Below are 26,312 nucleotides of genomic sequence, written 5' to 3' on the forward strand. Positions count from 1 at the left end.
CGTGGTCAGACGCGCGGCAGGTCGTGCGGGACGCGCGCGTCGAGCTCGGCGAGCCACGCGGCGGCCGACGCGTCGGACGGCATGCGCCAGTCGCCGCGCGGCGACATCGTGCCGCCCGCGCTGACCTTGGGGCCGTTGGGCAGCGCCGAGCGCTTGAACTGCGACGCGAAGAACCGGCGCAGGAAGACCTCGAGCCAGCGCCGCACGGTCGGCAGGTCGTAGGACGTGCGGCGGTCCTGCGGCCACCCGGCGGGCCAGGCGCCGGCCGCGGCGTCGTGCCACGCGTGCCACGCGAGGAACGCGACCTTGCTGGGCCGCGTGCCGTGCCGCAGCACCTGGTACAGGGTGAAGTCGTGCAGCGCGTAGGGGCCGATCGTGTCCTCGGTGGACTGCAGCGGCTCGCCGTCGCGCACGGGCACGAGCTCGGGCGAGATCTCCTGGTCCAGGACGCGCAGCAGCACCGCGTTGGTCGCGTCGTCGAAGTGCCGCTCCCCCACGACCCACCGGATCAGGTGCTGGATGAGGGTCTTGGGGACGCCCGCGTTCACGGCGTAGTGCGACATCTGGTCGCCGACGCCGTACGTGCACCAGCCCAGCGCGAGCTCCGAGAGGTCGCCCGTGCCGAGCACGATCCCGCCGCGCTGGTTGGCGGCGCGGAACAGGTAGTCGGTGCGCAGGCCGGCCTGCACGTTCTCGAACGTGACGTCGTAGACCTCCTCGCCCGCACCGGCGGGGTGGCCGAGGTCGGCGAGCATCTGACGGGCGGCGGGACGGATGTCGATCGTCTCGGACGTCGTGCCGAGCGCCTCCATGAGCGCGAGCGCGGACGCGAGCGTCGTGCTGCTCGTCGCGAAGCCGGGCATGGTGAACGCGAGGATGTCGCTGCGGGGGCGGCCGAGCCGGTCCATGGCGTTGGCGGCGACGATGAGCGCGTGCGTCGAGTCCAGGCCGCCGGACACGCCGATGACGACCTTCGCGCCGCCGACGGCGCGCAGCCGCTGCTCGAGGCCGGAGACCTGGATGTTGTAGGCCTCGTAGCAGTCGAGCGCGAGGCGTGCCGGGTCGTCGGGCACGAACGGGAACCGGTCGACGGGCCGCCGCAGCCCGACGTCGCCGGCGGGCGGGTCGAGCGTGAACGTCACCGTGCGGTGCGAGCCGCCGGCGGGCGGCAGGCCGAGACCGCGGCGGTTGTCGTCGAACGTGCCCGTGCGCAGCCGCTCCTGGCGGATGCGGTCGAGGTCGACGTCGGCGGTCGTCAGCACGACGCCGTCGGCGAAGCGCTCGCCCTCGGCCAGCAGCTCGCCCAGCTCGTAGAGCATGGTCTGGCCGTCCCACGACAGGTCGGTCGTCGACTCCCCCTGGCCCGCGGCGGCGTACACGTAGGCGGCCTGGCAGCGCGCGGACGCCGAGCGGACCAGGAGCCGGCGGTCCTCGGCACGCGCGACCGTGATGGGGCTGCTCGAGAGGTTGACCAGGACGGTGGCCCCGGCGAGCGCCGCGGTGGCGCTCGGCGGCACGGGCACCCACATGTCCTCGCACACCTCGACGTGCAGCACGAGTCCGGGCACGTCGGACGCGGCGAACAGCAGGTCGGGCCCGATCGGCACCTCCTGCCCCGCGACCGTGGTGGTGCCGCGCACGTCGTCGCCGGGCGCGAACCAGCGCCGCTCGTAGAACTCGCGGTAGGTCGGCAGGTACGACTTGGGCGCGACGCCCAGCACGCGTCCGCGGTGCACCACGACGGCGGCGTTGAGGACACGGGTGCCGTGCGCGAGGGGCGCGCCCACGACGAGCACGGGCCGAAGGTCCCTCGACGCGGCCACGACCTCGTCCAGCGCGTCGCGCACGGCGTCCAGGAGCGCGTCCTGCAGGAAGAGGTCGTCGATCGCGTAGCCGGACAGGCAGAGCTCGGGGAGCACGGCCACGGCGACCGCGTCGTCGTGCGCGGCGCGGGCCGCGGCGACGACGGCGGCGGCGTTGCGCGCCGGGTCGGCCACCGTGACGGGCACGGTGCAGGCCGCGACGCGGGCGAACCCGTGGGCGTAGGCGGAGAGGAAGTCCACGTCGCGAGTCTGGCACGCGGGCTGCCGCGCCACCTGCGGCGACGCGGTTCGTACGCGTGCGCGAGCCCGACCCGGGCGACGTCACGGGGGACCTCCGGGAACGCAGCACGCCCCCGGCCGGAGCCGGGGGCGTGCTGTGCGGGTGGGCGATACTGGGTTCGAACCAGTGACCTCCTCGGTGTGAACGAGGCGCTCTACCACTGAGCCAATCGCCCGTCGTGTCGAACGACGTGCACCACCCGTGGGCGGCACGGGAGACGATGCTAGCGGACGTCGGCCGGATCTCCGAACCGGGGCCGTCGCGAGCCCCAGAAGTCGTGCAAAGCACCGCAGAAGGCGCTTACCGTTCACCCGCAGCGGCCCGGCGAACGCTTTCCTACTGGTCAGGAAGGGTCCGGGCGGGTGAACTGTGGGCACGCACCGGTCCAATGGGACATCCGTCCTGCCATGATGTGTTCCCACGGCCCGCGGTGGGCCGCACCCCCGACAGGAGGACCCCGATGGCGGATTCGTCGTACGACGTCGTCGAGGTCGTCGCCATGCAGCTGATCGGGTCGGACGCCACGGTGATCCCGGTGTCCGCCGAGCTGTCCTTCCGCACGAGCGACCCCTACACCGTCCGCGCCGTGTTCACGGGCGCGCACACGATGTCGACGTGGCTGCTCGGCCGCGAGCTGCTGGTCCAGGGCGTGCACGCCGTGGCCGACGCCCCCGCGGGGAGCGGCGACGTGCAGGTGTGGCGCGACGACGACCCCGACTACACGCTCGTCTCGCTGTCCGGGGTCGAGGGCAGCGCGCTGCTCGCGGCACCGACCGAGCCGCTGCTGCGGTTCCTCGCCGCGACGCAGGCTCTCGTGCCCGTCGGCAACGAGTCCGACAAGATGGAGGGCGAGATCACGGCGCTCATCGCGGCGCTGCTGACCGCCTGACCCCACGCGCCGCGACGCGGCGCACCACGACACCCGGCCGGTCCCGCCTCGTGCGGGGCCGGCCGTCGTGCGTCAGGGGTCGAGGTCGTCCGCCATCCGCGCGAGGAACACGCGCCGCGCCTCGGCCGCGAGCGGGCCCGCCGCGACGTCGACCTCGTCGAGCCGCACCACGGGCGTGACGTTGCGCACCGACCCCGTGAGCACGAGGTGGGCCCGACCCCCGACGACCTCGTCGAGCACGCCCCACGGCAGCTCGTCGGGTGCCGCCTCGCGGACCGGGAGCCCCGCCTCACGGCCCCACAGCAGCAGCAGGTCACGTGTGATGCCGGCGAGGCAGCCCGTCTCGAGCGAGGGTGTCAGCAGCTCACCGCCCACCTCGACGAAGACGTTGGACCCCGTGCCCTCGCTGAGCCGGCCCCGCGTGTCCGCGAGCAGCGCCTCGTCCGCGCCGGCCTCGCGCGCCCGCGCGAGCGCGACCACGTTCTCGGCGTACGACGTCGTCTTCAGCCCTGCGATCGGCGACCGCTCGTTGCGCACCCAGGGCACGCGCACGGCGCGCGCGACGTCGCTCGCTCCCCCGGGCGCCGCCACGACGACCACGGTCGGCCGCTGCTCGGCGGGCGCGAGGCGCTGCGACCCCATGGGGCCGGGGCCGCCCGTCACCGTGATGCGCAACCGGCCGGCGCGGTCGCCCGCGGCCGCCAGGACCGCGCGGACGCCCTCGCGCACCTCGTCGAGCGGCAGCGGGGGCAGCCCCAGGCCGTCGGCCGAGCGCTGCAGGCGCTCGAGGTGCCGCGTGAGGGCGAACGCGGTGCCGCGGTGCACGCCGCACGTCTCGAAGACGCCGTCGCCGACCGTCAGGCCGTGGTCGACGGCCGTCAGCACGGGCTCGTCGAGGGTGTGCAGCCGGCCGCCGGCCCAGATCGCGAGGTCCACCCGGCCATCCTGCCACCGGGGCCGCGCCGGGCGGGGTCAGGCGCCGGACGCGAGCGCGACGAGCCGCGCCGCCTTGAGCTCCGTCTCGTCCCACTCCGCGGCGGCGTCGCTCGCCCACGTGATCCCGGCGCCCGTGCCGAACCGCAGCGTGCCGTCGCGCCACCAGAACGTGCGGATGCCGACGGCGAGCTCGGCCTCGACGGTGCCGTCGCCGCCGACGCGCACCCAGCCGACGAGGCCGCAGTACGGTCCGCGCGGCGCGCGCTCGAGCTCGGCGATGACGCGCAGCGCCGAGCTCTTGGGCGCACCGGACACCGAGCCGGGCGGGTAGGTCGCGTCCAGGAGCCGCGCGACGAGGTCGGGTGCGTGCGCGACGTCGGGCGCGAGCTCGCCGGTGACCGTCGAGACCAGGTGCACGAGCCCGGGGTGGGCCTCGGTCGCGAGCAGGTCGGTCACCGCGACCGTGCCCGGGCGGCACACGCGTTGCAGGTCGTTGCGCACGAGGTCGGTGATCATGACGTTCTCGGCGCGGTCCTTGGCCGTGAGGCCGTCGGGCGTGGCCGCCGTGCCCTTGATGGGCCCGGACGTCACGACGCCGTCGCGCACGCGCAGGAACAGCTCCGGCGACGCCGTCACGACCCACGTGCCGGGCACGGCGCCGCCGGACGGCACGTGCACGCCACCCGCGTACGGCGCGGGGTTCCCGGCCGCGAGGCGCGCCCCGAGCGCGCGTGCGTCCGGCTCGTCACCGCCGGCGACGGGCAGAGGCGCGGACAGCACGCGGCAGAGGTTGGCCTGGTAGACGAGCCCGTCGCGCACGTGACCGCGCACGCGGTCGACCGCGGCGACGTAGGCGTCACGGTCGAGCGACGTGGTCCACGCACCGGGGGCCGGGCCGCGCCACGTCGCCGGGTCGACGGTGGCCCGGTCGGGCCCGACGCGTGCGAACCGCCACGCGTCGACGCGGCCCTCGAACTCCCCCACGAGCGCCCACCAGCCGGGTGTCGCGAGCGCGTCGGGGCGGGCGCGCAGGTCCGCGTGCTCGACGACGCCGATCGCGCGACGCCCGCCGAACCACGCGACGCCGGGCGCCGCGGGGGCGGGCGGGATGGCGGGCGCGGGCACGGCCCCAACCTACCGACGCGACCCACCGGACCCGCGGCACGACCACGTCGCGGCGCCCTCCCGCGACGCCCGGGCGAACGGGGCGCGACCGTCCGGTGACCTGCGGCTGGACCGTCAGCACACTCTCCCGCGCCCGTCACGCGGACACGCCGGAGGGCCGGTGTGACGACGCGCTCAGCGAGCCGGTTGGACTCTCCCCGAGTTTGTCGTCTAGAGTCTTCGACGCACCAGGAAACGCCGGTGAAACGGCGAGACCAGGCGTGCGGACGTGGCTCAGTGGTAGAGCATCACCTTGCCAAGGTGAGGGTCGCGGGTTCGAATCCCGTCGTCCGCTCGGAGGCTATCCCCTTCGGCGTCACCGCCGTCGTGGACTGCGGTCTCAGCGGTGGAGTGGCCGAGAGGCGAGGCAGCGGCCTGCAAAGCCGTATACACGGGTTCGAATCCCGTCTCCACCTCGTAGCACACCCCACGCGGGCGATTGGCGCAGCGGTAGCGCGCTTCCCTGACACGGAAGAGGTCACTGGTTCGATCCCAGTATCGCCCACCAGCAAGGCCCCAGGTCATCGACCTGGGGCCTTCGTGGTTCCCGGGGAGAACCGGCTGCGTACCGGACGCCCACTCGGTGCAGCTCAGGCCGACGTCGGCCGCCGGTGGCGCAGCCAGCGCTCCCACGGCGGGGCGTGCCGCCAGTGCCGCGTGAGCGTCGTGAGCGCGCGCCGCACGCGCGGCACCCACTGCCGCCCCGGGCGCACGGCGCGCGCCGACATGCCGACCGACCATCCCGGGTCGACGACGACGCGCGCACCCGGGCCGATCGCGAGCGCGAGGTCGAGGTCGTCGTGCACGTCGCCCGTGCGGGTCACGCGGGGGCGCGCCGCGCGCCACACCGACGCACGGAACGCCATCGACGACCCCCACAGCACGGGGTGCCCGGCCGCGAGGTGGCCCAGCGCGTAGTACGCGCCCAGGTAGGCGCGCGCGAGACGCACGCCGCGCCGCCCCGGCAGGTCGAACACCCCGTGGCCGGTCACCGCGTCGACGCGCGGGTCGGCGAGCGTCGCGAGCGCGCGCTCCACCCAGTCGGGTGCCGGCCGGGAGTCGGCGTCGAGCCGCAGCAGGACGTCGCCGCGCGCCGCGTCGTACCCAGCCGCGGCCGCGGCGGGGATGCCGACGCGCGGCTCGACGACCACGCGCGCCCCGTGCCCGCGCGCGACCCGCGCGCTCGCGTCGCTCGACGCGTTGTCGACCACGACCACCTCGTCGGGCGGGCGGGTCTGCGCGGCGAGCAGGCGCAGGCACGCGTCGAGGTGCGCGGCGTCGTCCCGCACGGGGACGACGACCGAGACGACGGGCGTCGGACGCGGCGCCGAACCGTTCAGCCGTCGTCCTCGGTGCCGCGCGGGTTGAGGTTGGCGGGCTCGGCGTCGGTGTCGACGTCCTGCTCGTCGCCGCCGGCGGCCTGCGCACCCGTGCGCGGGTTGAGGTTGGCGGGGTCGGCGTCCGGGTCCTGCGACGGGTCGTAGCCCGTGGTCTGCTCGCTCATGCCGTCCACCGTCACACCGGGCGGTGCGGCGTGCACGCCGGTGCGCCGGATCCGGTCAGCGGGACCTGTGGGTGTCGCGGTCCCTCATCGACCACGGTGCCGAGCGCGCCCCCGGGACCACCGCCGAGGCCGCCGTCGCGTTCGTCGAGACCGCTCGTGCGGCGGGCCCCACGGACGAGGAGGTGCAGGACCTCGTCGCGTCGGCGCTGCTCACGCTCCCGCGTGCGACGCGCTCGGCGCCCACGTCGCCGACGCCTGCGCGCTGACCTCGTCGAACCGGTCGAGCGCGATCTGCGCGAGCCGCACGTCCGGTGCCAGGGGTGCGGCCACGACGTCGGCCCCGGCCTCGTGCACGCGGTCGAGGAAGAACCCGGGGGCCAGCAGGTAGGACGCGACCACGACGCGCCCGCCCGGGACCAGGGTGGTGCGCGCGTCGGCGACCGCGACGGGCACGCGCGGGTGCGCGCCCGCGCCGTACCCGACGGTCACGGGCCGGCCCAGCCGCTCGGCCAGGCCCGCGACGACCTCGCGCACCGCGGTCGCGGCCTCGGGGTCGCTCGACCCGGCAGCCGCGACGACGACCGCGTCGTCGTCGCGGAGGCCCGCGTCCGCGAGCCGGTCGGCGAGGATCTCGACCAGCCGCGGGTCGGGACCCATCGGTCGGCCCGCGGCGGCCCCGGGACGGTCGACGGCCTCGGCGACGTCGGTCTTCACGTGGAAGCCCGTCGACAGCAGCAGCGGCACGACGACCGTCGGGGCGTCGACGACGGCCCCCGCGACGACGTCCGGCAGCTCGGGCTGCTGCACGTCGACGAACGCCTCGCGCACGTCGAGGTCCGGCCGCAGGTCCGCCAGGTCGACGAGGATCGAGGCGATCGCGGCGCGGCCCGCGTGGCTGTCGGTGCCGTGCGAGCAGCCGACGAGCACGGGCGCGGGGGTGGTGGTCATGACTGCTCCTGGAGCTCGAGTCGGTAGCCGCGCTTGACGACGGTGCGGACGAGGGCGCGGCTGCCGCTCGCGTCGCGCAGCCGCGCGATCGCGACCTCGGCCGCGTGCGGGTCGGACGAGTCGCCCGGCAGCGCCGCGAGCACCTGCTCGCGCGGGACGACCGAGCCGCGCGCGTGCGCGAGCAGCCGCAGCACCTCCAGGCCCGTGCGCGACAGCGGCAGCACGCGCCCGTCGAGCACGGCGGCCGCGCGGTGCACGCGCAGCGGGCCGGCGACCGTGTCGAGGGCCTCGATGCCGCCGTAGTGCGTGACGACCGCGCGCACGAGCGAGCCGAGACGGCCGCGGTCGGGCACGAGCGGCTCGATGCCCACCTCCAGCAGCGGCTTCGCGGTGACGGGACCGACGGCCGCGAACACGACGGCACCCGCGCGGTGGCGCGCGAGCAGGCCGTCGAGCGCGCCGGCCTCGCGCGCGGCGTCGAGCCACGCCGCGGCACCCGGGGCCGACGTGAACACGACGGCGTCGACGTCGCCGTCGGCGACCGCGCGCGTCGAGTCACGCACCAGCCCAGGGTCGGGCGGCGGACCCCACCGGTACACCACGAGGCTGCGCACGCGCGCCCCGGCCAGCGCGAACGCCTCGTCGAGGCCGTCGGCGCCCGCGCCGTGGTGCTGGATGACGATGTCGCGGCCCGCGACGCCCTCGTCGAGGAGCGTCTCGGCGATCTCGGCGCTCGTCTCGGACTCCGCGACCCAGTCGGCGCTCAGCCCGGCGGCCTGGATCGCGCCGCGCGCCTTGGGGCCGCGCGCGACGATCCGGGTGCCCGCGAGCACCTCGAGCAGCCGGTCGGCGAGACCGGCGGCGTCCGCCGCCTCGACCCAGCCGCGGAAGCCGATGCCCGTCGTGACGACCACGGTGTCGGGCGGCTCGGCGAGCACGCTGCGCGTGCGCTCGAGCAGCAGGGCGTCGTCGGTGTGCGGCACCATGCCGAGCGCGGCCGCGTGCCGCACGCTCGCGCCGCGCCGCTCGAGCGCGGCGCGCAGCTCGGAGGAACGGCGGTCGGCCGTGACGAGCACGACGCAACCGGCCAGGGTCTGGTCGATCATCTGCGCGCTCACGCGTCCATTGTCACCGGCGCCGGGGGCGTGACGTCCACCTCGTCCACGAGCTCCGGTGCGGGGTCCGCCACCGTGGGCGTCAGCAGGTCAGGCGCCGCGACGTGACCGACGACGACCACGGCCGGCGCGCGCACGCCGCGCGCGGCCGCGACAGCCGCGACCTCGTGCAGCGGCGCGTGGGTCACCCGCTGGTCGGGCAGGGTGGCGCGCTCGACCACCGCCACGGGCACGTCGGGGTCCACGCCGCCGGCCAGCGCGTCGCGCACGAGCCCGGGCAGCGCCGCGACGCCCATCAGCACGACGACCGTGCACGAGCGGTCGCGCAGCCCCGTGAGCGCGGCTGCCGACCAGCCGTCGGTGCCGTTCATGACGTGCACCGCGCCGACGACGCCGCGGTGCGTGAGCGGCACGCCGGCGGCCGCCGCGGCGGCGAACGCGCTGCTGACGCCCGGCACGACGCTCACCGGCACGCCCGCGGCGCGGCACGCGAGCACCTCCTCGCCGCCGCGGCCGTACACGAAGGGGTCGCCGCCCTTGAGCCGCACGACGACGCGGCCGCGCTGCGCCTGCTCGACGAGGAGCCGGTTGATCTCGTCCTGCGGCACGGGGTGGTGGCCGGGCGACTTGCCGACGTCGACGACCTCGACGTCGGCGGGCAGCTGGTCGAGCACGTCGACGGGGCCGAGGCGGTCGGCGACCACGACGTCCGCCTCGGCGAGCGCGCGACGCCCGGCGACGGTCAGCAGGTCGACGTCGCCCGGGCCGCCGCCGACGAGCACGACCCGGCCCTGCCCCGCCGTCGCGCGGCGGCGACGCAGGTCGACGTCGCCGGCTCGCAGGTGGGCCGCGAGCCGGTCACGCACCTCGACGCTGCGCCGCGGGTCCGCGCCGGCGGCGGACACGACGCCGACGAGCACGTCGCCCGCGTGGGTCGTCGCGGGCGTGCGCGCCGTTCCCGCCGCCGGGCGGCGGGGGCCGCCGGCGTCGACGCAGAACACGCGCCGGGCGGTGGCCCACGCGACGACCGCGGCGTCGGTCGCGCGGTCTCCCGTGGCGGTGTGCACGAGCCACACGTCGTCGAGGTCGGTCTCGGCGACCTCGCGGTCGGACCAGCGCGCGCCGCCGGCGACGACGAGGTCGGCGAGCGGCTCGCACACGTGCGGCGCGACGACGCGCACGAGCGCGCCCTCGTCGGCGAGCGCCTGCGCGCGTCGTGCCGCGACCGGTCCCCCGCCGACGACGAGGACCGCCCGGCCCGCGAGCTCGACGCCCAGCAGCGCGGTCACCCCGCACCGCCGAGCACCGCGAGCTGCACGTCGCCGTCGACGACGCGCACGCCCCACGTGCGCAGGTCCGCGCCGTGCCCCGCGACCGGCGTCTTGCCCGCGACGTCGAGGCACGCACCCGTGCGCAGGTCGAACACCTGCTTGTACATGGGCGACGCGACGGTCGGCACGTCGGTGCCGTCGACGCGGCGCGTCCCGACGATCCCGCGGGCCAGGACGTGCGCGTCGCTGAACGGGTCGTGCTGCTGCACGGCGTGCACCGTGTCGTCGAGCAGCCGGAACACCGCGACCTGCGTGAGCGTCGGTGCGCCGGCCACGCGGTCGGGCACGAGCGCCGCGGCGCCGCGCTCGGGCGCGAGGTCCGCGAGCCGGCACACGGTCAGCCACGTGGTGGTGGGCGCGTCGAGCGTGGTCACGGGCGGACCTCCAGGGTGGTGCCGGCGACGAGCACGGCGCGCTCGTCGGCGGTGGCGGGACGGACCTGGCCGCGCTCGGGCACGTACGCCAGGGACGGGTCGGCCACGTCGGGCGCGTTGACGAACGACGCGAACCGCCGGAGCTTGTCGGGGTCCTCGAGCGTCGCGCGCCACTCGTCCTCGTACTGCGCGACGTGCTCGTCCATCTGCGCGTCGAGGTCGGCGCCGATGCCCAGCGCGTCGTCCACGACGACGGCACGCACGCCCTCGAGGCCGCCCTCGACCTCGTCGATCCAGGGCGCGGTGCGCTGCAGGCGGTCGGCCGTGCGCACGTAGTAGAGCAGGAAGCGGTCGATGGTCCGCACGAGCGTCTCGGTGTCGAGGTCCTCGGCGAGCAGGCGCGCGTGACGGGGCGTGAAGCCGCCGTTGCCGCCGACGTACACGTTCCAGCCCTTGTCGGTCGCGATCACGCCGACGTCCTTGCCGCGGGCCTCGGCGCACTCGCGTGCGCAGCCCGAGACGCCGAGCTTGATCTTGTGCGGCGAGCGCAGGCCGCGGTAGCGCAGCTCGAGCATGACCGCGAGCGCCGCGGAGTCCTGCACGCCGAACCGGCACCACGTCGACCCGACGCACGACTTCACCGTGCGCAGCGACTTGCCGTAGGCGTGGCCGGACTCGAAGCCCGCGTCGACCAGGCGACGCCAGATCAGCGGGAGCTGGTCGATGCGCGCGCCGAACATGTCGATGCGCTGCCCGCCCGTGACCTTGGTGTACAGCCCGAAGTCGCGCGCGACCTCGCCCACCGCGATGAGCCCCTCGGGCGTGACCTCGCCGCCGGGCATGCGCGGCACCACCGAGTACGACCCGTCCTTCTGGAGGTTCGCCATGACGTGGTCGTTGGTGTCCTGCAGGGCCGCGCGCTCGCCGTCGAGCACGTGCGCGGGGGCCGTGGTCGCGAGGATCGACGCGACCGCGGGGCGGCAGAGGTCGCAGCCGCGCCCGTGCGTGCCGAACCGCTCGACGACCTCGGTGAAGGTCCGCAGGCCGGCGACGCGCACGGCGTCGTAGAGCTGGGCCCGCGACAGCGCGAAGTGCTCGCACAGCGCGGTGCTGACGCTCACGCCGAGAGCCGCGAGCTCGGTGGTCACGAGCTTCTTGACCAGCGGCAGGCAGGACCCGCAGCTCGTGCCGGCGCGCGTGCACGCCTTGACGGCGCCGAGGTCGTGGCAGCCCTCGTCGGTCACGGCGTGCCGGATCGACCCGGCGGTGACGTTGTTGCACGAGCAGACCGTCGCCTCGTCGGGCAGCTCGAGGTCCGGCGCTCCCGCTCCCCCGGCGGGCAGCAGGAACGCGCCCGGGTCGCCGGGCAGCTCACGGCCGACCAGCGGGCGCAGGCTCGCGTACGCGCTCGCGTCGCCGACGAGGACGCCGCCGAGCAGCGTGCGCGCGTCGTCGGACACCACGAGCTTCTTGTAGACGCCCGCGACCGGGTCGGCCCACACGACCTCGAGCGCGCCCGGCGTGCGGGCGAACGCGTCGCCGAAGCTCGCGACGTCGACGCCCGCGAGCTTGAGCTTGGTCGCGGTGTCGGCACCGGGGTACGCGGCCCCGCCGCCGAGCAGCCGGTCGACCGTCACCTCGGCCATCGTGTAGCCGGGCGCGACGAGCCCGATGCACGCGCCCTGGATGCACGCGACCTCGCCGACCGCCGAGACGTGCGGGTCGGCCGTGCGGCACGTGTCGTCGACGACCACGCCGCCGCGCGGGCCGATCTCGAGGCCGCTGGTGCGCGCGAGCTCGTCCCGCGGACGCACGCCCGCCGCCACGACCACGACGTCGGCGTCGAGCCGCGTGCCGTCGGCGAGCTCGACGCGGCCGACGCCCCCGCGACGGTGCGGCAGCACGCGCGTCGTCCTGGCCTGCGTGCGCACGCCGATGCCGAGCCGGTTGATCAGCCGCCGCAGCGCCTCGCCGCCACCGAGGTCGACCTGCGCGGACATGAGGTGCGTGTCGACCTGCAGCACGGTCGCGCGGGCGCCGAGCGCGTCCAGGGCGCCCGCGGCCTCCAGGCCCAGCAGGCCGCCGCCGAGCACGACCCCGCGCACGGGCCGCTGCTCGGCCAGGCGCGTGACGTGACCGCGCAGCGCGGCCACGTCGTCGAGCGTGCGGTACACGAAGACGCCCTCGAGGTCGGCGCCCTCGAGGGGCGGCACCCACGCCGACGACCCCGTCGCGAGGACCAGGTGGTCGTACGTGTACGTGCGGCCCGAGGCAGCCGTGACGCTGCGCGACTCCCGGTCGACGGCGGTGACGGCGTCGCCGCGCACGAACGTCACGAGCGGGTCGTCCCACAGCGCGGGGTCGCCGAGCGCGAGGTCGTCGGGGGTGCGGCCCGCGAAGTAGCTCGTGAGCGCGACGCGGTCGTAGGGGCGGCGCGGCTCCTCCGCGAGCACCGTGACGCGCCAGGAGCCGGCGGCGTCGCGGTCGCGCAGGGCCTCGACGAGACGCTGCGCGACCATGCCGCCGCCGACGACGACGAGATGACGGGGGTCCATGGGGCCTCCAGGCGGGCCGGGTGGGACGAGGGCGTGCGTCGACGCTACGAACCGGGCGTTTCGCGCAGGGGTGCGCCGGGGTTTCCGCGCCGGAACGTTTCCCTCTCACCGGGCGGGCCTCGCGTGTGAGACCTTCGTCCCGTGCGCCGTGGCGCGCTCCGTGCCCGCGGCCTAGCGTGGCGCGCATGACGACCCCCACGGTCGCGGCCCCGCGCACGCGCCGCCCGCGCACGCCCGACCTCCTCGCGGGTCTCGCGGGGCTGGCCGCCGGTGCGGTCACGGTGGGTGTCGGAGCCCTGGTGGCGATCGTCACGGGGCCCTCGACGGACCCGCTCGTGGCGGTCGGTGCGGCGTTCGTCGACGCGACGCCGGGGTGGCTCAAGGACGCCGCGGTCGCGGCGTTCGGCACGGCCGACAAGCTCGTGCTCGGCGTCGGGGAGGCCCTGGTGCTGGCCGCCCTCGCGGCCGTCGCCGGTGTCGCCGCGCGGCGCCGGTGGTCGGTCGGCGCGGTCCTCGTGGTGCTGCTCGGCGGGGTCGCGGCGTTCGCCGCGTCGCTGCGCCCCGACACCGGTGCGCTCGCCCCGGCCCCGGCCGTCGTCGGGACCGTCGCGGGCCTGTGGACGCTGCGCGAGCTGCTGCGCCGCCTGCCGCCCGCCGCACCGCCCACCGCGGCGGCACCTGGCCCGGTGGCCGACGCACCCGCACCGCCCGGCCGCCGCACGTTCCTGCGGCTCACCGCGCTGGCCGCCGCGGTCGGGGTCGTCGGGGCGGTCGTCGGGCGCGTCGCCGCCACCGGTGCGCGCGGCGCGCAGGCCGCGCGCGCGGCCCTGCGGCTGCCGTCGCCCGCGCGTCCCGCGCCGTCACCGCCGAGCGGCGTCCAGGTCTCGGGCGTCGGACCGTGGGCGACGCCGCCCGCGGACTTCTACCGCATCGACACCGCGCTCGTGGTGCCGCAGGTCGACCCGGCCACGTGGCGCCTGCGCGTGCACGGGCTCGTCGAGCGGGAGGTCGAGCTCACGTGGGACGAGCTCCTCGCGTCCGACCTCGTCGAGGCGTGGGTGACGCTCGCGTGCGTCTCCAACCCCGTGGGCGGCGGGCTCGTGGGCAACCAGCGCTGGCTCGGGCTGCCCGTGCGCGACGTGCTCGCGCGGGCCGTGCCCACGGCCGACGCCGACATGGTGCTCTCGCGCAGCGCCGACGGGTTCACCGCGTCCACGCCGCTCGAGGCGCTCACCGACGACCGGGACGCGCTGCTCGCGGTCGGCATGGACGGCGCTCCCCTGCCCCCCGAGCACGGGTTCCCGGTGCGGATGGTCGTGCCCGGGCTGTACGGCTACGTGTCGGCGACCAAGTGGGTCACCGAGCTCGAGGTCACGCGGTTCGACCGGGTCAGCGCGTACTGGACGCAGCGCGGCTGGTCCGAGCGCGGCCCCGTGAAGACGCAGTCGCGCATCGAGGTGCCCCGCACGGGCGCGACGGTCGCGGCGGGCGACGTCGTCGTGGCCGGCACGGCGTGGGCGCAGCACCGCGGCGTCGAGCGCGTGCAGGTGCGCGTCGACGACGGCGCGTGGCAGGACGCCGACCTGGCCGCCGACGGCGGCGTGGACTCGTGGCGGCAGTGGCGGTGGACGTGGCCCGACGCGGCACCGGGCGACCACGTGCTCGCGGTGCGTGCGTGGGACCCCGACGGCCCGCAGACGGGCGTCCCGGCCGACGTCGTGCCCGACGGCGCGGCGGGCTACGACACGCTCGACGTGACGGTGACCTGAGCCGGGGCCGCACCCGCGCCGGTCGCACGGGCGACCGCGTGGGACGGCCGACGGCCGCCGCGATCAGCCCTGGACGCCGCGCGACACCTGCACGACCTGCACCTGCGCCGCGCCCGGGTCGCGCTGCAGGCACGCGAGCACGCGGTCGAGGTCGCCGCGGGCCGCGTCGGCGTACAGGACGACCGCGAGCGGCCCGCCGTCCTGGCCGTCCGGCACCGACACGCGCTCGACCGCGGGGTCGCTCGTGCACGCGGCGACGGTCGGGTGCTCGGGGCCGACCAGGACCGCCCAGGGGCCCGTCGCGGGCACGTCGACGCGCCCGCCGCCCGTCCCCGCGACGAGGCCGACCGCGAGCGAGCCGACCAGGCCGAGCACGACGAGGGCGGCGACGACGACACGGGTCCTGCGGCCGCGCACGGCACCTCCTGCGGGTCGGGGCGTGCGCCACCGGCCGGCAGGCACTCCCGGGGGAACGCACGACCGCGGCACCGGGTTCCCCGTGCGGCCCCGGGTTCCCGCGGCGGACGCGCCGCGGCTCGAGGGAGCACGGAACCCCTCACGCTCGCCGGGCCGACGCCGCGCGGGGTACGTCCGGTCGACGCGGGCGCTCAGTACACGTCGCGCACGTAGCGGCGCTCCGCCGCGAGCCGCCGGACGTACGCGGCGGCGTCCGGCTCGGCGAGCCCGCCCTCGCGGGTGACCACCTCGCGCAGCGCCGCGTCGACGTCGGGCGCCATGCGCCGCGCGTCGCCGCACACGTAGACGTGCGCGCCGCGCTCGAGCCAGGACCACAGGTCGCGCGCGTGCTCGCGCAGCCGGTCCTGCACGTAGACCTTCTGCCGCTGGTCGCGCGAGAACGCGGTGTCGAGGCGCGTGAGCACGCCGCTCGTGCGCCACGCGTCGAGCTCGTCGCGGTACCAGAAGTCGGTCGCCGCGTGCTGCTCGCCGAAGACCAGCCAGCTGCCGCCGCGGTGCCCGCGCGCCTCGCGCTCGGCGAGGAACCCGACGAACGGCGCGACGCCCGTGCCCGGACCGATCATCACGGCGGGTGCGTCGGGGTCCGACGGCGGGCGGAAGTGGGCGCTGGGTTGCACGTGCACGGCGACCTCGGCGTCCGGGGCGGCGTCCGCGAGGTACGTCGAGCACGTGCCGCCGCGCGGCCGTCCGGTGGGCCCCGCCCACCGCACGACCGACACCGTCAGGCGCACGCGGGCCGGGTCGACGAGCGGGCTCGACGAGATCGAGTACGCGCGCGGCTGGAGCGTGCGCAGCGCGTCGACCCACTCCTGCGGCGTCGCGTCGAGCGGGTGCGCCGCGACCACGTCGACGACGCCGCGGTCCCACGTCCACGCGTCGAGCGCCGCGCGGTCGCCCGCCCGCAGCAGGCGGCGCAGGTCGTCACCCGCCGCACGGGTCGTGCGGTCGGCGACGAACCGCAGCAGCGCGGGCGTCGGGCGGCCCAGGTCGAGGCCGGTGCGCAGCGCGTCGTGCAGCGGCTGCGTCACGCCGTCGAGCACGACCGGCGCGGCGGCGTCCAGCCCCGTCGCGCCGAGCATCTCCTCGACCAGCGCGACCGGCGTGCGGGGGCGGACCGCCAGGGCGTCCCCGGCCGCGTACGGCACGGGCAGCGGCGAGCCCGACGTGTCGAGCAGGACCTCGCGCACCTCCTTCGCGGCGCCCGCTGCCCCGAGGCGCCGACGGCCCACGAGCCGCGCCGTGCCGGGGTGCCGCCGCGACGCCCGGGCGGGCGCGTCACCCGACCCGGACGGCGCGACGGGTGCCGTGCGCGCCGGCGCACGAGCCGGCCCGCCGCCGACGCCGTCGCGCGCGTCCGCGTCGTCGGCGCCTCCCACGACCGTGCCACCGTCAGCCGCGTCGTCGTCCTGCTCGCCGCCGGTCAGCGCCGCGACGAGCCCGTCGAGCCACGGGCCGACCGCGGTGTCGTCGCCGGGCTCGCGCTCGAGGCGCGGCACGAGCCGCTGCGCGCCGAGCTCGGCGAGCCGGTGGTCGAGGCGCCGCCCGTGCCCGCAGAACCGGTCGTACGTCGGGTCGCCCAGCGCCAGCACCGCGAACCGCGCACCGCCGAACGACGGCGCCTGCGGGTCCGCGAGCCTCTCCCACAGCGCCGCCCCGTTGTCGGGTGCGTCGCCGTCGCCGAACGTGCTCGTGACCAGCACGACGTCACCGCGCCGGGGCAGGTCGTCGAGCGCGTCGTCCATCGCGCGCAGCCGCGTGCCGAGCCCGGCGGCCCCGAGCCGGTCAGCGACGACGCCCGCGAGCTCCTCGGCGGTGCCCGTCTGGGACGCCCACAGCACCGTGACGGTGCGGGCCGGCGCCCGCAGGGCGGCCGCGGACGGTGCACCCGGCGCGCGGGAGAACAGCCCCGCCAGCACGCCGTCGACCCACAGCGCGTGGTCGTCGCGCAACGGTGCCGTCGGCGGCAGCACGGGCGTCCCCGCCGCGCCGGTGCCACGCCCGAGACCCGCGAGGAACCCCGCCAGGTAGCGCCGCTCGCCGTCGCCGAGCGTGGGGGCCTCGACGTCGTCGACGCCGAGCGCGGCCGCGAGCGCCCGCATCGTGGCCGGACCGTCGAGCGTCGCCGACGCGGAGGCGGGCGCCGCGCCGGGGTCGGGGTCGGGTCCGGGTGTCGCGCCGTGCGTGCGTCGGGCGGGCGCGACCTCGGCGGCGACGGGCGTGAGCGCGACCGCGCACGCCTTGAGCTCGGGCTGCAGGGACAGCAGGTCGACCGCGTCGTTCGTCACCGCGTTGACCGCGAGGTGCTCGCCGAACACGTCGTTCCAGTGGAACGGCGCGAACAGCGTGCCGGGGCGCACGCGGTCGGTCACGACGACCGGCAGCACCGCGCGGCCGCGCCGCGACGCGACCTCGACGGGCGCCCGCTCGACGAGCCCGAGCCGCGCGGCGTCCTCGGGGTGCACCTCGACGAACGGGCCGGGCTCGAGCCGGTTCAGCGCCGGGACCTTGCCGGTCTTGGTCATGGTGTGCCACTGGTGCTGCACGCGGCCGGTGGTCAACCAGAACGGGTGGTCGTCGTCCGGCAGCTCGGCCGGGTCGACGTGCGGGCGCGCGTGGAAGACCGCGCGACCGCTCGGCGTGGGGAACGCCAGGCGCGGCCGCGTGCCGTCGGGGCGGGTGAGCAGCGGCTGGTGCTCGCCGTCGTTGAGGTAGCGCACCGGGTTGCGCGCGGGCGCGTCGGCGGACGCGCACGGCCACTGCACGGGCTCGCGGCGCAACCGCTCGTAGCTGACCCCCCGCAGGTCGTAGCCCGTGCGCGGGTTGCTCGCGCGGCGCAGCTCGTCGAAGACCTCCTGCGACGACGCGTACGCGAAGCCGTCGAACCCCAGGGCCGTCGCGACGCGCGCGACGAGCTGCCAGTCCGGCAGCGCCTGCCCGGGGGCGGCCAGCGCCCGCCGCGCGAGCGTCATGGTGCGCTCGGAACTCACCATGACGCCGTCGGCCTCGGACCACAGCGCGGCCGGCAGCACGACGTCGGCGTACGCGTTGGTCTCGGTGTCGGCGAACACGTCCTGCGTGACGACGAGCTCGGCGCGCTCGAGACCCTCGACCACGGTGCGGCGGTTGCCGACCGACGCGACCGGGTTGGTGCAGATCACCCACGCGGCGCGGATCTCGCCGTCGGCCATGCGGCGGAACATGTCGACCGTGCCGGTGCCGACCTCGGTGCGGATCGTCCCGGGCGGCAGCCCCCACAGGTCCTCGCAGAACGCGCGGTCGTCGGCGTCGAGCACGCTGCGCTGCCCCGGCAGGCCCGGGCCCATGTAGCCCATCTCGCGCCCGCCCATCGCGTTGGGCTGGCCGGTGAGCGAGAACGGTCCGCTCCCCCGGCGCCCGATCGCACCGGTCGCGAGGTGCAGGTTGACCAGCGCGTTCGTGTTCCACGTGCCGTGCGTCGACTGGTTGAGGCCCATCGTCCAGCACGACACCCAGTCACCCGCTCCGGCGATCATCGCGGCGGCCGCGCGCAGGTCGGCCGCGGGCACGCCCGTGAGCCGCTCGACGACGTCCGGCGGGTAGTCCGCGAGGAACGCGGGCATCGCGTCCCAGCCCTCGGTGTGCTCGGCGACGAACGCCTCGTCGACCGCGCCGGCCTCGACGAGCAGGTGCAGCAGGCCGTTGAGCAGCGCGAGGTCGCTGCCGGGCCGGACCTGCAGGAACAGGTCCGCCTTCTCGGCCGTGGCCGTGCGCCGCGGGTCGACGACGATCAGCCGGGCGCCGGCCTTGACGCGGTCGAGCAGCCGCAGGAACAGCACGGGGTGGCAGTCGGCCATGTTCGCGCCGACGAGCAGGAACACGTCGGCGTGGTCGAGGTCGTCGTACGACCCCGGCGGGCCGTCGGCACCGAGCGACAGCTTGTAGCCCGTGCCCGCGCTCGCCATGCACAGCCGCGAGTTCGACTCGATCCACCGCGTGCGCAGGTACCCCTTGGCGAGCTTGTTCGCCAGGTACTGCGCCTCGATGCTCAGCTGACCCGACACGTACAGCGCGATCGCGTCGGGACCGTCGCGGTCGAGGACCGTGCGCAGTCGGCGGGCGACGTCCGCGACCGCGGCGTCGACGTCGGCCGGCACGGCCTCGGCGCCGCGCTCGGGCCGCACGAGCGCGGTCGTCACGCGTCCGCCGGCCGCGAGCATCGTCGCGCTCGTCGCGCCCTTGGTGCACAGGCGCCCGGCGTTCGCGGGGTGCGAGCGGTCGCCGCTCGCGCGGCGCACCGTGCCGTCGTCCCCGACGTCGAGGACGATCCCGCAGCCGACACCGCAGTACGAGCACACGGTCGCGACCTGCGTCGTGGCCGTGCGCGCGTCCCGCGCGGTGGTGGTGGCCGTCATCAGATGACGGCGTCGCCGAACGCCGAGCCGCGGCGCGCGTACACGACCCACGTGGTGGCGGCCATGACGGCGTAGGTCGCGACGATCACCCACAGCGCCGCCTCGATGCCACCCGTCGCGGTGGTCGACGCCGCGAACCCGCGCGGCACCAGGAACCCGCCGACGGCACCGACCGCGCCCGCGATCCCGATGCACCCCGCGGCGGCCTTGGCCCGCCGGCCGCGGTCGGCGTCGTCGGTCGCGCCGTGCCGGAACACCGCCGGGATCATGCGGTACACCGACCCGTTGCCGGCGCCCGTGGCGAGGAACAGCAGCAGGAACGAGCCGAAGAACAGCGGGAACGACCCGGCCCGCAGCGCGAGGATCGCCGACACGGTCCCGACCGCCATGACCGCGAACGCCGCGACCGTCACGCGGGCGCCGCCGAGCCGGTCGGCGAGCGCACCGCCCGCCGGGCGCGCGACCGACCCGACGAGCGCGCCGAGGAACGCGATCGACAGCGTCACGTCGGGGAACTGGGCCTTGAGCAGCGTCGGGAACGCCCCTGAGAACCCGATGAACGAGCCGAACGTGCCGATGTACACGAACGAGATGACCCACGTGTGACGGTGGCGCGCGGCCGAGCCGTACGCGCGCGGGTCGGCCGCGGCGTCCTTGACGTTGTCCATGAGCCGCCACGCGAGCACCGCGGCCAGGATCGCGAGGGGCACGAACATCAGACCGGCCCGCTCGAGGTGCACGCCGGCCGCACCGACGATGACCAGCGGCACCGCGAGCTGCACGGCCGCGGTGCCGACGTTGCCGCCCGCGGCGTTGAGGCCCAGCGCCCGGCCCTTCTCGCGCTCGGGGTAGAAGAACGAGATGTTGGCCATCGAGGACGCGAAGTTGCCGCCGCCGACGCCCGCGAGCGCGGCGACCGCGAGCAGCGCGCCGAACGGCAGGTCGGGTCGTTGCACGGCCCACACCAGGGCACCCGTGGGCAGGAGCAGCAGGAGCGCCGACACGACGGTCCAGTTGCGCCCGCCGAAGACGGGCACGGCGAACGTGTACGGGATGCGCAGGGTCGCGCCGACGAGCGACGGCACCGCGATGAGCCAGAACATCTGGTCGGCGGTCAGCGTGAACCCGGCCGCCGGCAGCTGCGGCACGACGATGCTCCACAGCGCCCAGACCGCGAACCCGAGGAACTCGGCGAGGATCGACAGCACGAGGTTGCGGCGTGCGACGGCGCGCCCCGCCGTGCGCCACTGGTCGGGCGCCTCGGGGTCCCAGCCGTGCAGCCAGCGGCCGCGGTGCCGGACGAGCACGGGCTCGACGCCGGCCGGGGTGAGGACCTCGGCGCCGGGCGCCGGGGTCGGGGGTGCCGGGGTGGGGTCTGCGGGCGCGGTCGCCGAGGCGGCGGGCGCGCCGGTCGTCGGGGTCTGGGTCACGGGGAGCCTCCGGGCGTCGGTCCGTGCAGGGCTGCGCGGGGTCGGGCGTCGGGGCCGGGCGGTGCCCGGCGGGCGTCGCCGCGTGGGGCCGGCGTCGAGCAGGACGCTAGGCAGCGCGTGTTTCGCCCGGACGCGCACCCGCGTCACCGGCCCGCAACGTTCCGCGCACACACCGGCGGCCCGGGGTGTGAGAACTCCCCCGGGCCGCGTGGCGTCGTCGCCGTCAGTCCGCGACGCGGAACCGGCCCTGCGCGCCGCGCTCGGCGTCGCCCATGGCGTGCGTGACGAACGGGTAGGTGCCGGCCTCGGGGAACGTCAGCTCGACGAACCCGCCCTCGGCGGGCGCGAGCGCGAGCACCTGCGCGCCGCCCGTCCCCGTCGACCCGCCGTCGCGCAGGGTCCAGTCGCCCTCGCGGTAGACGGTGTCGAACTGCCCGCCGACGACGTGGAACGACGACGGCCGGTTCGGCCCGGCGTCGAGCACCCACACGCGCACGCGCTCGCCCGCGCGGACCGCGAGGGGTCGGTCGCGGTACTGGTTCGCGTAGCCGTTGAACGTCAGCAGCGTGGGCTGCTGCGCGGTGAGCGCGGCCTCGTCGGCGGTGCCGCCCTGCTCGCCCAGGTACAGCTCGGACTGCACGAGCACGTACTCGTGGTCGACCTCGGGCAGGCCGGGCGGGTCGATGACGACCGCCCCGAACATGCCGTTGGCGATGTGCAGGCTCATCGGCATGGTCGAGCAGTGGTACATCCAGATGCCGCTGCGCGTCGCCCGGAACGTGTACGTGAGCGTCTCCCCGGGCTCGATGGTCCGCATGACGTCGTCGGGCGCGAGCGCCCCGGCGTGGAAGTCGATCGAGTGCCCGAGGCTGCCGTCGTTGACGAGCGTGACGACGAACGTGTCGCCGACGCGCCCGTGCAGCACGGGTCCGGGTGCGGTGCCGCCGAACGTCCAGGCGGTGCGCGTGACGCCGGGGGCGACCTCCTGGGCGGTCTCGGTGACCGCGAGCGTCACGTGGTGGGTCGTGCCGTCGCCGACCGGCGGCAGCGTCGCGTCGCGCGCGACGAACGCGTCGTCGGGGGCCGCCACGAGGTCCAGCAGGTCGGCCGCGCGCGTGCCGTCCCCCGCCGTGCCGTGGTGCGTGCCGGCCATGTCGTGCCCCGTGCCGGCGTCGCCCCCCGGGGCCGCCGCGACGGGTGGGGCGGGCTGCCCGCCCACCACGACGACGTCCAGCGTCATGCCCATGAGGCGGTGCCCGGCGACCGAGCACCAGCCCGCGAGGTCCTGCTGCACGACGCCGACGTCGACCGAGGCCGTGCCACCCGGTGCGAGGCGCCCCGACGTGGCACCACCGTCGAGCACGAGGTCGTGCACCGTGGTGTCGGTGTTGACGACCTCGATGACCAGCCGGTCGCCGGCGGGCACCTCGACCGTGTCGGGCACGAACCGCATGTCCTGCGCCTCGACGCGCACCGTGGTGGTGCGTCCGGTCGCCCCGGCGTCCGACGTGGCGGGGGCCGCGGCGCCCGCGGTGAGGACCTGCGTGAGGCCCGCCGCGGTGGGGTCGCCCGCGAGCGCGACGGCGGTCGCCACGACGAGCGCGCCGACGGCCAGCGCACCGGCTCCGCGCCGCCGCGAGCGTGCCAGGGCGACCGCGACGGGGTCGGCCGGGGCGGCGCGGGCCGGGACGACGGGCGCGGGGCGATCGATCGTGCCGGGCTGCCGGGCGAGCCGGACGGCCCGCGCGACGAGCACGAGGAACCAGACGCCCACCGCGAGCGCGGTGCTCGAGGCGACGACGCGCACGAGGCTCGGCGCGGGCAGCACGAAGATCATGAGCGCACCGTTGAGCAGCACGGCGCGCACGACGGCGGAGCGGTCGAGCCCGGCGGCCACGGTGCGCGTGACGGCGGGACCGCCGCCGAGCACGACGGGCAGCAGGTAGGACAGCGCGCCGAGGAGCACCTGCGCCGCGAACCCGCCGACGGTCGCGGGCGTGAGCGCCGAGAGCCGCGGGACGGTCGCGGCCCACGAGCCGGCGGTCGCGACGACCACGCCGAGCACCGCGACCGACGCGGCCCACCACACGACCGCGGCACCGACGCCCAGCGCGGCGTACGTGACGGGCGGTGCGGTGCGCGCCTGGCGGACCAGCACGTGCGCGGTCAGGGCGATGCCGGCCAGCACGACCGCGACGCCCGCGACCGTGACGGCGCGCAGGCCCGTGGCCGGCCCGAGCGCCGCGAGCAGCGTCCCGGCCACGAGCAGCACGAGCGAGCGGCGCGCCGCGGCCTCGGCGGCCGCGTCGATGCGCGTGCGCAGGACCGTCGGCCACAGCACGACGAGCGTGCCTGCGACCGTGACGCCGACGAAGCCGATCAGCGTGAGCACGACGTGCGCGACGTACCACCGCGCGTACGCCTCGGGGCCGGGTGCGGCGGTGGCCATGACGACGCCGCACGCGACGCCCGGGACCAGCAGCAGGCCCGCAGCGACGTAGGCGCGCGCGAGGTGGCCGAACCGCGAGGGCAGCGCGCCGCGGCCCTGCCGGACGATGCCGACGGCCTGCGCGACACCGACGCCGGCGACGGCGACGCCCCCGGCGACCACGAGCGCGGGCACCGACGTCAGGTGACCGGCGACGACCGCGAGCACCCCGGCGGTGTGGGCCGCCAGGCGCCACGTGAGCGCGCGACGCGGTGCGGGGCTGCGCAGCAGCGTGTCGGCGAAGTGCTGGCTCCACACGAGGATCGCCGTGGTGATCGCGCCGAGCAGCGGCAGGTGCACCAGGAGCCACCCGGCCTCGGGCAGCCAGCGGTGCGCGAGCGCCGCGACGGCGGCCGCGACGAGCCAGACCAGGACGAGGGCGTTGGCACGGACGTGGTGCGCGGCGCGGTTCACCGGGGACCTCCGAGGGTGAGACCCGCGGCGGCGGGCGGGGGCGGGGTCGTGGTGCCCGGCGCACCGGTCGCTGTCGACCGCGCGGGGCGCGGGGCGACGGGCGGCGGTCCGACCACCGCGGACGTCCCGGCGACGACGACGAACAGCAGGAGGGCCACGACGTTGCCCACGCCCCCGACCTGCACCACGACGTCGAGCCCGCGCGCGTCGCCGACGAGCACCCGCAGCGCGAGGGTGGCGTGCAGCAGCACGAGCGGGACGTACATCACCGGTCGGTACGGCAGGGGGCGCCGCAGCACGGCCGGCAGGATCACGGGTGCGTGGGCCATGACCATCGACAGCACGAAGCCGAGGAACACGGCGTGCAGCGCGGCGTCGTACCCGCGTCCGGCCAGCACCGGCCCGGAGACGAGCCAGAGCGCACCCGCGACGGCGAGCCACGCGTAGCCGGCGAGCATCGCGCACGCCATGAACCGGGGCAGCCCCGTGGCGCGCACCGTGCGCCGTGCGACGTCGTGCCGCACGAGGACCGCGACGAGCGCGAGCAGCACGGCACCGAGCAGCGCCCAGCCGACGGCGGGCCACAGCAGCGCAGCCGTCGCGGCGAGCGCCCACGCGCAGGCCAGGCCCCACACGGCGTCCTCGACGCGCGGCCCCGGCCCGCCGACCCGCAGCAGCTCGAGGCGCTCGCCCGCGATCGTCAGGACGAGGAAGCCCGTGAGGCACGGCACGAGGTGCGGCACGGCCGCCCCTGCGAGCCACAGCACGGCGGCCGCGACGGCGAGCGCGGCGCCCAGGGCCTGCACCGCGAGCGCGGCGGCCGGCTGCGTGCGCCACACCGCGAGGTAGATGCCGACGAGCGCGAGCGCCCCGAGCGCGAGGCACGCGCGGCCGACCCACAGCGGCGCGGGCGTCAGGAGCGCCAGACCACCGACCCCGAGCAGCGCGGGCGAGGCGAACGCGAGCGGCCGCCGCACGGCGACGGCCCGCTCGAGCGCGACGAGCGTGCCGACGAACCCGAGCACCATGAGAGGCCCGTGCACGTCGGACCAGCGCTCGAGGTGCACGGGCGCGGGCAGCCCCAGCAGCAGGAGGGCGGCGTCGAGGCCCGCCAGCAGCGCCAGACCACCCGGGACGAGCAGCACGACGTGCGGGGGGACCCTGGTCCCGGTCTTTTCCACGGCACGACGGTATTTAATGAGTTACCACCACCGCCCGGGACCTGGGTCCCGGAGCGGATCACCCACCCGGAGGCGCACGGTGACCGAGCACGACGACGGCGACGCCCGTCGCACGCCCACCGCGCGCGTGCTGGCCTCGGCGAGCCGCGTCGAGCTGCTGCACGTCCTGCAGACCGACGGCCCGCAGACCACCGCCGCGCTCGCCGCGCGGACCGGCCTGCACGAGAACACCGTGCGTGAGCACCTCCAGCGCCTCGTCGACGCGCGGTTCGTGGTCCGCGAGACCGAGCGCCGCGCGACCCGCGGACGCCCCCGGACCGTCTACCGCGCGACCGGCCGCAGCGACGGACGCACCGACCCCGCGGCGGCTCGCCACCTCGCCGAGTCCGCCGCGCGCGCCCGGCTGACGAGCGTCCTGCTGGGGGGCTACGGCACGCCGGTCGGCGACGTCCGCGAGTCGGCGCGACGCGCGGGGCACGCCATGCTGCCCGACCTGCCCGACCTGCCGTCGGGCACCGACGACCAGGTGCTCGCGCTCGAGGCCCACCTCGACCGACTCGGCTTCGACCCGGACCTGAGCGCCGACGGCACGACGTTCGACCTGCGGCGCTGCCCGTTCCTCGACCTCGCGCGCGAGCGCCCCGAGGTCGTCTGCAGCGTCCACCTCGGCCTCGCCCAGGGCGTGCTCGAGCAGGTCGGCGGGCCCGTGCGCGCCGAGCGCCTCGAGCCGTTCGTCGGGCCCCGCCGGTGCGCCCTGCACCTGTCCGGCACCGGCACCGCCGCTGCCGCGCCCACAGCGCCCGCCGCCCGGCGGGCGACCACCGAAGGAGAACCATGAGCCAGCCCGTCGACATCCTGCCCACCGCGCCCGAGCCCGCCGGGCACACGTGCGGCTGCGGCGGCCACGACGAGGCCGACCCTGTCCTCGACGTGCGCACCATCCCGCACGCGATCCGCCACGCGGCCGTCTTCGGCGCGTTCGACGCGATCGCGCCGGGCGCTGCGTTCGTGATCGTCGCACCGCACGCCCCGCGGCCGCTGCTCGCTCAGCTCGCCGAGCGCGCGCCGATCGACGTCGAGTACCTCGTCGAGGGCCCCGAGGCGTGGCGCGTGCGCATCACGCGTCGCACGCCGGCCTGAGCGGGTCGCGCGGGCGCACGGTCCCGGCGGGAGCACCCGTCGGGTCCGCGCCCGCACCCGCACGCGCCCGCGGTGGCACGGAGTGCACGGCCGCGAGCGCTCA

Annotated in this window: 20 protein-coding genes and 4 tRNA genes; 8 read left to right on the forward strand and 16 right to left on the reverse strand. The window is 76.7% G+C overall.

Annotated elements, in window-relative coordinates:
• Positions 1-5 precede the first annotated feature (5 nt).
• Together E4A51_RS16215 and E4A51_RS16220 are read right to left on the reverse strand one after the other, a co-directional pair.
• Positions 6-2,063 carry an NAD(+) synthase gene (locus tag E4A51_RS16215; RefSeq protein ID WP_134852371.1) on the reverse strand — a complete coding sequence of 686 codons (2,058 nt, stop codon included), beginning with the start codon at positions 2,061-2,063 and terminating at the stop codon, positions 6-8.
• A gap of 143 nt (positions 2,064-2,206) precedes the next feature.
• Positions 2,207-2,278: transfer RNA gene (locus tag E4A51_RS16220), tRNA-Val, on the reverse strand.
• A gap of 285 nt (positions 2,279-2,563) precedes the next feature.
• Between E4A51_RS16220 and E4A51_RS16225 the strand changes: the two genes are divergently transcribed.
• On the forward strand, positions 2,564-2,992 hold the full coding sequence (locus tag E4A51_RS16225) for an SsgA family sporulation/cell division regulator (protein ID WP_134852372.1): 429 nt from the start codon (positions 2,564-2,566) through the stop codon (positions 2,990-2,992).
• Between the two features lie 72 nt (positions 2,993-3,064).
• Here the strand turns inward: E4A51_RS16225 and E4A51_RS16230 are convergent, their stop codons facing one another.
• Together E4A51_RS16230 and E4A51_RS16235 are read right to left on the reverse strand one after the other, a co-directional pair.
• On the reverse strand, positions 3,065-3,928 hold the full coding sequence (locus E4A51_RS16230) for an aminotransferase class IV (RefSeq protein WP_134852373.1): 864 nt from the start codon (positions 3,926-3,928) through the stop codon (positions 3,065-3,067).
• Positions 3,929-3,964: 36 nt separating this feature from the next.
• Complete coding sequence (locus tag E4A51_RS16235) at positions 3,965-5,053, reverse strand: chorismate-binding protein (protein WP_240696519.1); 1,089 nt, start codon at positions 5,051-5,053, stop codon at positions 3,965-3,967.
• 262 nt (positions 5,054-5,315) lie between these two features.
• Here E4A51_RS16235 and E4A51_RS16240 point away from each other — a divergent pair.
• From E4A51_RS16240 to E4A51_RS16250, 3 genes are all read left to right on the forward strand, one after another.
• A tRNA-Gly gene (locus E4A51_RS16240) sits at positions 5,316-5,387 on the forward strand.
• A gap of 50 nt (positions 5,388-5,437) precedes the next feature.
• A tRNA-Cys gene (locus tag E4A51_RS16245) sits at positions 5,438-5,508 on the forward strand.
• Between the two features lie 17 nt (positions 5,509-5,525).
• Positions 5,526-5,600 (forward strand) — tRNA-Val (locus tag E4A51_RS16250).
• A gap of 82 nt (positions 5,601-5,682) precedes the next feature.
• On the opposite strand, the gene E4A51_RS16255 is transcribed toward E4A51_RS16250, so the two are convergent.
• The gene (locus E4A51_RS16255) at positions 5,683-6,432 is read right to left on the reverse strand and encodes a glycosyltransferase family 2 protein (RefSeq protein ID WP_134852374.1); all 750 of its coding nucleotides are present in this window, start codon (positions 6,430-6,432) and stop codon (positions 5,683-5,685) included.
• On the reverse strand, positions 6,429-6,596 hold the full coding sequence (locus E4A51_RS18450; RefSeq protein WP_163275800.1) for a hypothetical protein: 168 nt from the start codon (positions 6,594-6,596) through the stop codon (positions 6,429-6,431). The genes E4A51_RS16255 and E4A51_RS18450 overlap by 4 nt, the downstream gene beginning before the upstream one ends.
• Positions 6,597-6,667: 71 nt before the next feature.
• On the opposite strand from E4A51_RS18450, the gene E4A51_RS16260 reads away from it, so the two are divergent.
• On the forward strand, positions 6,668-6,862 hold the full coding sequence (locus E4A51_RS16260; RefSeq protein ID WP_134852375.1) for a hypothetical protein: 195 nt from the start codon (positions 6,668-6,670) through the stop codon (positions 6,860-6,862).
• On the opposite strand, the gene E4A51_RS16265 is transcribed toward E4A51_RS16260, so the two are convergent.
• From E4A51_RS16265 to nirB, 5 genes are read right to left on the reverse strand one after another with little or no spacing between them, the layout of a single operon-like run.
• Positions 6,807-7,544, reverse strand: a complete 738-nt coding sequence (locus E4A51_RS16265) for a sirohydrochlorin chelatase (RefSeq protein ID WP_134852376.1) — start codon at positions 7,542-7,544, stop codon at positions 6,807-6,809. The genes E4A51_RS16260 and E4A51_RS16265 overlap by 56 nt on opposite strands.
• Positions 7,541-8,650, reverse strand: a complete 1,110-nt coding sequence (locus E4A51_RS16270) for a uroporphyrinogen-III synthase (RefSeq protein ID WP_070319126.1) — start codon at positions 8,648-8,650, stop codon at positions 7,541-7,543. Before E4A51_RS16270 ends, E4A51_RS16265 begins: the two co-directional genes overlap by 4 nt.
• An 8-nt stretch (positions 8,651-8,658) precedes the next feature.
• Complete coding sequence (cobA, locus tag E4A51_RS16275; protein WP_134852377.1) at positions 8,659-9,948, reverse strand: uroporphyrinogen-III C-methyltransferase; 1,290 nt, start codon at positions 9,946-9,948, stop codon at positions 8,659-8,661.
• Positions 9,945-10,364, reverse strand: a complete 420-nt coding sequence (gene nirD, locus E4A51_RS16280; RefSeq protein ID WP_046528315.1) for a nitrite reductase small subunit NirD — start codon at positions 10,362-10,364, stop codon at positions 9,945-9,947. Before nirD ends, cobA begins: the two co-directional genes overlap by 4 nt.
• Entirely contained in the window at positions 10,361-12,919 is a 2,559-nt protein-coding gene (gene nirB / locus E4A51_RS16285) for a nitrite reductase large subunit NirB (RefSeq protein WP_070319106.1), read from the reverse strand. The genes nirD and nirB overlap by 4 nt, the downstream gene beginning before the upstream one ends.
• Before the next feature lie 185 nt (positions 12,920-13,104).
• Here nirB and E4A51_RS16290 point away from each other — a divergent pair, with 185 nt between their 5' ends.
• Entirely contained in the window at positions 13,105-14,688 is a 1,584-nt protein-coding gene (locus E4A51_RS16290; protein ID WP_134852378.1) for a molybdopterin-dependent oxidoreductase, read from the forward strand.
• 63 nt (positions 14,689-14,751) lie between these two features.
• On the opposite strand, the gene E4A51_RS16295 is transcribed toward E4A51_RS16290, so the two are convergent.
• The 5 genes from E4A51_RS16295 to E4A51_RS16315 form a co-directional block, all read right to left on the reverse strand.
• Positions 14,752-15,105, reverse strand: a complete 354-nt coding sequence (locus E4A51_RS16295; protein WP_046528313.1) for a hypothetical protein — start codon at positions 15,103-15,105, stop codon at positions 14,752-14,754.
• 191 nt (positions 15,106-15,296) lie between these two features.
• A complete protein-coding gene (locus E4A51_RS16300) occupies positions 15,297-19,556 on the reverse strand; it encodes a bifunctional nitrate reductase/sulfite reductase flavoprotein subunit alpha (protein WP_134852379.1) in 4,260 nt (1,419 codons plus the stop codon).
• A complete protein-coding gene (locus tag E4A51_RS16305; RefSeq protein ID WP_070319104.1) occupies positions 19,556-20,986 on the reverse strand; it encodes an MFS transporter in 1,431 nt (476 codons plus the stop codon). Before E4A51_RS16305 ends, E4A51_RS16300 begins: the two co-directional genes overlap by 1 nt.
• A gap of 223 nt (positions 20,987-21,209) precedes the next feature.
• On the reverse strand, positions 21,210-23,888 hold the full coding sequence (locus E4A51_RS16310) for a multicopper oxidase domain-containing protein (RefSeq protein ID WP_134852380.1): 2,679 nt from the start codon (positions 23,886-23,888) through the stop codon (positions 21,210-21,212).
• Positions 23,885-25,069 (reverse strand): hypothetical protein, encoded by a 1,185-nt coding sequence (locus E4A51_RS16315; protein ID WP_240696521.1) that lies wholly within the window; start codon positions 25,067-25,069, stop codon positions 23,885-23,887. Before E4A51_RS16315 ends, E4A51_RS16310 begins: the two co-directional genes overlap by 4 nt.
• Before the next feature lie 79 nt (positions 25,070-25,148).
• On the opposite strand from E4A51_RS16315, the gene E4A51_RS16320 reads away from it, so the two are divergent.
• Complete coding sequence (locus E4A51_RS16320) at positions 25,149-25,907, forward strand: metalloregulator ArsR/SmtB family transcription factor (RefSeq protein WP_240696522.1); 759 nt, start codon at positions 25,149-25,151, stop codon at positions 25,905-25,907.
• Complete coding sequence (locus E4A51_RS16325) at positions 25,904-26,209, forward strand: DUF2249 domain-containing protein (protein WP_134852382.1); 306 nt, start codon at positions 25,904-25,906, stop codon at positions 26,207-26,209. The genes E4A51_RS16320 and E4A51_RS16325 overlap by 4 nt, the downstream gene beginning before the upstream one ends.
• The last annotated feature ends 103 nt before the right edge of the window (positions 26,210-26,312 follow it).

Source organism: Cellulomonas sp. HD19AZ1, assembly GCF_004535805.1.
Lineage (GTDB): Bacteria > Actinomycetota > Actinomycetes > Actinomycetales > Cellulomonadaceae > Cellulomonas > Cellulomonas iranensis.

What these genes read in the sequence shown, in the direction of transcription:
- E4A51_RS16225 (WP_134852372.1), top strand. Translation starts at nt 2,564, where the DNA reads ATGGCGGATTCGTCGTACGACGTCGTCGAGGTCGTCGCCATGCAGCTG.
- E4A51_RS18450 (WP_163275800.1), bottom strand. Translation starts at nt 6,596, where the DNA reads ATGAGCGAGCAGACCACGGGCTACGACCCGTCGCAGGACCCGGACGCC.
- E4A51_RS16265 (WP_134852376.1), bottom strand. Translation starts at nt 7,544, where the DNA reads ATGACCACCACCCCCGCGCCCGTGCTCGTCGGCTGCTCGCACGGCACC.
- E4A51_RS16270 (WP_070319126.1), bottom strand. Translation starts at nt 8,650, where the DNA reads ATGATCGACCAGACCCTGGCCGGTTGCGTCGTGCTCGTCACGGCCGAC.
- nirB (WP_070319106.1), bottom strand. Translation starts at nt 12,919, where the DNA reads ATGGACCCCCGTCATCTCGTCGTCGTCGGCGGCGGCATGGTCGCGCAG.
- E4A51_RS16290 (WP_134852378.1), top strand. Translation starts at nt 13,105, where the DNA reads ATGACGACCCCCACGGTCGCGGCCCCGCGCACGCGCCGCCCGCGCACG.
- E4A51_RS16300 (WP_134852379.1), bottom strand. Translation starts at nt 19,556, where the DNA reads ATGACGGCCACCACCACCGCGCGGGACGCGCGCACGGCCACGACGCAG.
- E4A51_RS16325 (WP_134852382.1), top strand. Translation starts at nt 25,904, where the DNA reads ATGAGCCAGCCCGTCGACATCCTGCCCACCGCGCCCGAGCCCGCCGGG.